7 protein-coding genes are annotated in these 6,000 nt (G+C 38.2%); all 7 read left to right on the top strand.

Annotated elements, in window-relative coordinates:
- A partial coding sequence (locus NT145_03985) for an ATP-binding cassette domain-containing protein (GenBank protein ID MCX5781850.1) occupies window positions 1–944 on the top strand: 944 nt, incomplete at its 5' end.
- A 457-nt stretch (window positions 945–1,401) separates the two neighbouring features.
- Window positions 1,402–1,923 carry an N-acetyltransferase gene (locus NT145_03980; GenBank protein MCX5781849.1) on the top strand — a complete coding sequence of 174 codons (522 nt, stop codon included), beginning with the start codon at window positions 1,402–1,404 and terminating at the stop codon, window positions 1,921–1,923.
- Between the two features lie 503 nt (window positions 1,924–2,426).
- Window positions 2,427–3,206 (top strand): hypothetical protein, encoded by a 780-nt coding sequence (locus tag NT145_03975; protein ID MCX5781848.1) that lies wholly within the window; start codon window positions 2,427–2,429, stop codon window positions 3,204–3,206.
- Window positions 3,207–3,599: 393 nt separating this feature from the next.
- Window positions 3,600–3,767 carry a hypothetical protein gene (locus tag NT145_03970; protein ID MCX5781847.1) on the top strand — a complete coding sequence of 56 codons (168 nt, stop codon included), beginning with the start codon at window positions 3,600–3,602 and terminating at the stop codon, window positions 3,765–3,767.
- Between the two features lie 129 nt (window positions 3,768–3,896).
- Window positions 3,897–4,172 carry a hypothetical protein gene (locus NT145_03965; protein MCX5781846.1) on the top strand — a complete coding sequence of 92 codons (276 nt, stop codon included), beginning with the start codon at window positions 3,897–3,899 and terminating at the stop codon, window positions 4,170–4,172.
- A 397-nt stretch (window positions 4,173–4,569) separates the two neighbouring features.
- A complete protein-coding gene (locus NT145_03960) occupies window positions 4,570–5,145 on the top strand; it encodes a hypothetical protein (GenBank protein ID MCX5781845.1) in 576 nt (191 codons plus the stop codon).
- Window positions 5,146–5,478: 333 nt separating this feature from the next.
- The gene (locus tag NT145_03955) at window positions 5,479–5,943 is read left to right on the top strand and encodes a hypothetical protein (GenBank protein MCX5781844.1); all 465 of its coding nucleotides are present in this window, start codon (window positions 5,479–5,481) and stop codon (window positions 5,941–5,943) included.
- The last annotated feature ends 57 nt before the right edge of the window (window positions 5,944–6,000 follow it).

Raw genomic sequence — 6,000 nt, 5'->3', positions numbered from 1 at the left:
TTGCCATACATAGATATAAAGCAAAGAAAGTTGAAGGCGATACCGAAAAACTTTACTCTCAGATAAACCAGGAGGAAGAAATATACGAAAAAACCCGTCTGAACGAAGAAAAAAAGCGCCGGCAGACGGAACTTTTCATAGCAAGGTTTAAAGCCAAGGCAAGTTTTGCAAGCCGCGCGCAGTCCCGCGTGAAAAAACTTGAAAAACAGGGAAAGATGAAAAAACTTGAAACTATTGAAGATCTAGATCTTTATTTCAACAGCGCGCATTTTGCGGCGGATAAAATGATGTCTGCGGAGCATATTTCTTTTTCTTATACAGGCAAAGAACCGTTTTTGATAAATAATTTTACGCTTGAAATAAAAAATAATGAAAGAATCTGCATTGTCGGTAAAAACGGAAAAGGAAAATCCACACTTTTAAAACTTCTTGCCGGGGAACTTAAACCCTTGAGCGGAGAAATAAAAAAACATTCGGTATTGCAGGAAGGGTATTTCGGGCAGACAAACAAGCTTGATCTTGACGACAACAACACTGTTTTGGAAGAGATAAAGAGCGCGGACAAACAATGCGGAGAAAACAAGGCAAGAAATATTGCAGGCGGGCTGATGTTTTCGGGAGACAGCGCGCTTAAAAAAATAAAGGTTCTGTCCGGCGGAGAAAAAAGCAGGGTTTTGCTGGGTAAAATACTGGTGAAATCGGCACATCTTCTGTTTCTGGATGAACCGACAAATCACCTTGATATGCAGTCTTGCGATTCTTTAATTGAAGCGATTGACGATTTTGACGGCTCGGTTATAATGGTTACTCATGACGAGATGCATTTAAGAGCTGTTGCCACAAAACTCGTTGTCTTTGATAACAATAAAATAAGCATATATCCAGGCGGATACGACCATTTCCTGAGGGACATCGGTTGGTCGGATGAATACTTTGGCGAATAACAGGCGAGCTACAGTAATTAGTGATTAGTAATTAGTACTTAGTAAAAACAAAAGAAAAGACTAGATTCCGTATCCCGCCGCAAAACTTGGCCCGCTTCGACGAATCGAGGCGAGCGAGGCAAGCAAGTCCGGAATGACCCCTGCATGGTTGCTTCCCCAAAGATTTCCTTCCCCAATCATTTCTTCCCCAATGATTTCTTTGAAATCATAGCATGGGGACAAGTCTAAAACAAGATGCAGGGGCAGGCAACCTTGGAGATTCGGAAGGGGAAGCTCGCCTGCGCTAAACATCCCATCCTTTTTATTAGCTAAAACTGTTTAAAAATGCTACAATACAACCAAGATAAAGATAAACCTATAAATCCCTTCAAAGCAGGAAGCCGATCTTATAACTTATCTTACAACCAAAACAACTCATCATCTAAAGATAATCTGCAAAAAGTATTAAGGGGGCAAAATGGACATTACCATTAGACAAGCGCTATTAATAGATCGCGCTCACATTGCTAAATTGAACAAATCGGCCGCAAAAAACAAAGATAAAAAAAACCTTATTAAAGAACTTCAAAAAACAAGGGATTATGTGAAAGAATTGTTTTTGGTTGCTGAAGTCAATAAAAAGATAGTAGGGCATTTAATGTTCTACCCGGTATATATAGTTAGCCGCCACACAAAATATAAAACACTTTCTTTAATTGAAATGACTCTTCATCCCGATTACGAAAACGAGGGGGTTGGCGAAAGGCTTATTGAAGAAGGCATTAAATGTTCCAAAACAATGGGATTTTTTTCAATAGTTATTTTGAACGCCTCAGAATACTATGCGCAGTTCGGCTTTAAAGCGGCCAGCAGATACCAAATAAGACAACCGTCCAGTTCACCGAATACCTCATTTATGGCTCTTGAGCTAGTCCCCGGAGCTTTAAATGACATCCCCGGAAAAGTTGAATATCCCGAAGCATATCACAAAGCATCCTAAACGGCAGTAGATAGTAGACAGATAACAACAATAGACAGGGAAACGGCAAAGGCCGGATTCCTCCGCCCAAGGCGGACGGGAATGACCCCTGCATGGTTGCTTCCCCAATGATTTCTTTGAAATCATAGCATGGGGACAAGTTGAAATCAATGCCCCATATGGTTTCTTCGAAACCAAGACAATGGGACAAGCATGGGGACAAGTCTAAAACAAGATGCAGGGGCAGGCAACCTTGGGGCTTCGGAAGGGCAGGCGCTGGCTTTACTTGTGAAAAATAATACGCTAAAATTAAATTATAAAATGAAAACCAAATGAAGCCACCCCGCACAGTTTTGTCTAAGACCCCTAGAAATCGAAAATGCGATTTCAGGGACTTTTGTCCTGGAAATGCTTTGCATTTCACAGGGCAAAACTAGACGTGGGGGTTCTCCCCGCCTTCATACCCGTAGCAAGCTACGGGGTATTTGGCGAAGGAGAATAAAAAAAGTTTAGGAAACTTTAAAATGAAAAAGATAAATATACTCTTGATTCTGTTTTTGTCAGCGGCAATTCTGGTTTTACTCTTTGTCGGAAGCGTTCCCGGGATATTTAACCTTATTATTCAAAATATAATAAGCGGTACTATCGGCGCAATTATTTTTGTTAATATTGTAAATAGAGTTTTCCAAATTGAAGAAGAACGAAGAATACTTAAGACGCAAAAAGTAGTTATTGGAATGCTGATAAAAGCCATAAATGAATTTCTTTTTTTTACGGCTCAACAAATAAAAGCTGCTTCGGATAGATGGCTGCCCAGAAATATTGACGAGATGTATTCTGATGAAAGTCTTTTAGTAATCGGACAGCATTTGGATATTTCAAAAGATGCGCCTATTACTCTTAAAGAATCCTGGAGAGACTATATATCCAGAAAGGCAGCGGACTTTTTGGAAGCAATAGACAGCGCTCTTAAATTTCATTCATTTTATCTTTCCGATGAGCTTATTTCGGCATTAGACAGAGTTCATAGCTCCCCAATAATATATCTGTATAAAATTATTCCGAATCTCCACTTGATTGACCTTCAGTGGAAAACAGCAAGGGCGCCGAAAATAGGTTTAATGCCCCATAATTACGGTATATTTTGGAAAGATATCAGGAGTTTAATCAAAATTGTAGAAACGGAACAAAATAAAATAACGAGAAAGGAAAACTTTCAAAGCGGATTTGAAATAAAATTTCCCGGCAATATATTGAACCCGATGAATCTTACTCCCAGGCTTGGTAAAGATAGAATTGAATAAACGGCAGTAGATCCCGCATGATTCCTTTCCCAATGATTTCTTTGAAATCATAGCATGGGGACACGTTGAAATCAAGGCCCCATATGGTTTCTTCGAAACCAAGACAATGGGACAAGCATGGGGACAAGTCGGAATCAAGACAGCGGGACTCCATTGAATTAGATTAAGGAAGTCGCAGTGGGTAGTAGGTAAGAAAAACTAAGAAATTAAATTAATAATTCAAAATCTTTTACCGCTTATCCTGTAAGAAATCAGTTTCTACTTGATAAGCGGTTTTTCTTTTGTTATAAATATACAAAATCGATGTAAGCTTCTCTACTGATTTGCCGGAGGCTGAGATTGGTTGAGCATATTCAAAATAAAAGCCGTAAATAAATTTAGGAGGAGAAAATTATGTCAATCGCATCAGAATCAGAGTACAAAGGTAATCCGATGTTCGTTATCAAAAACACCGAAGAGGACAAGTTCCCTTTTCAGTTCGGTCTGAAAAAGGCGAAACTGATCCTTGAAAACGTTGAAAACATCAAAAAATTCGTTGAAAAACACGATAAAGAAAAATAATTAGTCTTATCCGTATTTTTGCAACGGTATAATCTTACCGCAACAATTAAGTAATAAAATAAGCGGGTAATTTTTTGGACTGTAAAAAACTCTGCAATCGATATCAACTATGTTTGCAAGGAGAAAGGCATGATAAAAAATAGGAATCAGTCCGGATTATCTTTTATCGGGATACTTATTGCGCTGGGTATTATCGCATTCTTGTATTTTTATGTTTCCAAAACGTACTGGATAAATCCTTCCGGAGTAACAAAAGAAGTGCAAAAAGATCTTGCTGAACAAGGAATTAACACTTCCAATTTGCCTGAAACAATCCAAAAAGCCAAAGAAACAGCAGAAAAAGCAAGCCAGCTGAATAAAAAATTAGAGAAAGAATATAGCCAAAAAATGGAAGATCTAAACTGAAACTCCGCTGACAGGAGAGACTGTGCCATAACCGCTAAAATTAGCCCCTTTTGTCATGCTGAATTTATTTCAGCATCCTGTATTCCGACGATGACGAGATCCCGAAACAAGTTCGGGATGACAGCAAATGGGAATATGACACAGTCTCAGGAGTCGGCGGGTTCTGCGAATCTGAATAATAATGAGAATAAAATCCACTCCAAAAGGCATCATCGCAAGAAATATACAAAAAGGCAGAAATCCTTTGCGCGATAGACTTGCAAAAATTCAGGCAAAATCAAGAAAAGCCCGCCCGCTCCAAAGGAGCGAGCGAGGCCTCGCTCGCCTCGATTCGACGAAGCGGGCCCAAGGGCGGGGATAATAAAAGCGAAAAATTTAACGCTTAAATTCTGCTAGGATGAAAAAATTACTGATAATTTCGCTGTTTTTTTTGAGTTCCTGCGCTGGAACACAAATCCAAAGCTCAAAAAGCGAGAATTTTCAAATTCCTGAATTCAAAAAAGTAATTGTTATCGCGGCCTGCGCAGACTTAAAAGAAAAGCAGGAAACAGAAAATGTTTTTTCAAAAGAACTGAACCATACCGCTTTGAAGGGAATTTCTTATCTTTCAATATTTCTTCCTGAAAAAAAATACACAGACAAGGAAACCGAAACTTTGCTTAACAAAAGCAGTATTGACGGATCCATTGTTATAATTAAGACAGCCGAATTCAAATCGGAACGATATGTCTCACCGCAGTTTTTTGATATGGCCGTAATGTCCGGATCGCATGATATGTTTTACGGAACACCGATGGAAGGGTATTATTTAACGGAAGGTATTACCGAATACAAAATAAGCCTGCTTGATAGAAAAAACAATAAAATTTGGTGCGCAAAAGCTACGACAAAAGGCAGTAATAAAAGAATGGTTTATAAATCATTGGCAAAAACAACTATTAAAAAACTTAGGAAAGACGGAATAATACATTAAAGGTAATTAAAACCAAAGAAACAGGATTCTTTAATAAGCTAGATAAAATAACAGACTTTGCTTGAACAAATATTCCTTATTTTGTAAAAGATATATATTGTTTGATGAAGTAACAAAAAAAGCAGACGGTTGGTTGTTCTCATTAGGATTTTAACTTGCAATTCCCCGCATCTTGATGCGGGATAACCAATAACTTCTCCCTTTGAAAAAGGGAGATTGAGAGGGATTTGGCGTTATTGAATCTCCCCTCACCCCTCTTTTTCAAAGAGGGGAACATCTGATACCCCGCAGCTTGCTGCGGGGGAGGTTCATTTTAATAAAAGGGGAGCAAATATGATCAAAAAATTGTTGAAAACATTGCAGACTTTGATTTGTTTTGTTTTGATTGTTCAATTAACGGGGTGCGGTCTTCTTTTACATCCTGAACGTAAAGGACAAAGATCGGGACGGATTGACGGCGGAATAGCTGTTTTGGACGGTATAGGATTATTGTTTTTTATACTTCCGGGCGTAATAGCGTTTGCGGTTGATTTTTCTACCGGAACAATTTACTTGCCTCGCGGAAGGAGAAGTTCTTTAGATTTAAAAGACATTAAGCAGGTAAAGTTTGATCCCAATAATTGCGATAATTCAACAATTGAAAATATAATTAAAAATGAAACGGGATATTCCGTAAAACTGAACCAAAAAAACATGCAGGTATCAAAATTAAAATCCTTGGACGATATGGAAATGCAGTTTGCTAAGGTTTCGCAAAAAATAAAAAATACAATAATTGCCTCAAACAGGAAATACTAAAAGATTACGCTGGTTATTTTAAGCCGTGATATCAATGTAATAATATTTGGAAAAAGC

The organism is Elusimicrobiota bacterium (assembly GCA_026388075.1).
GTDB lineage: Bacteria > Elusimicrobiota > Endomicrobiia > Endomicrobiales > JAPLKN01 > JAPLKN01.
The sequence above is the reverse complement of the archived record's forward strand: the minus strand, read 5'-3'. Positions and strand labels throughout refer to the sequence as shown.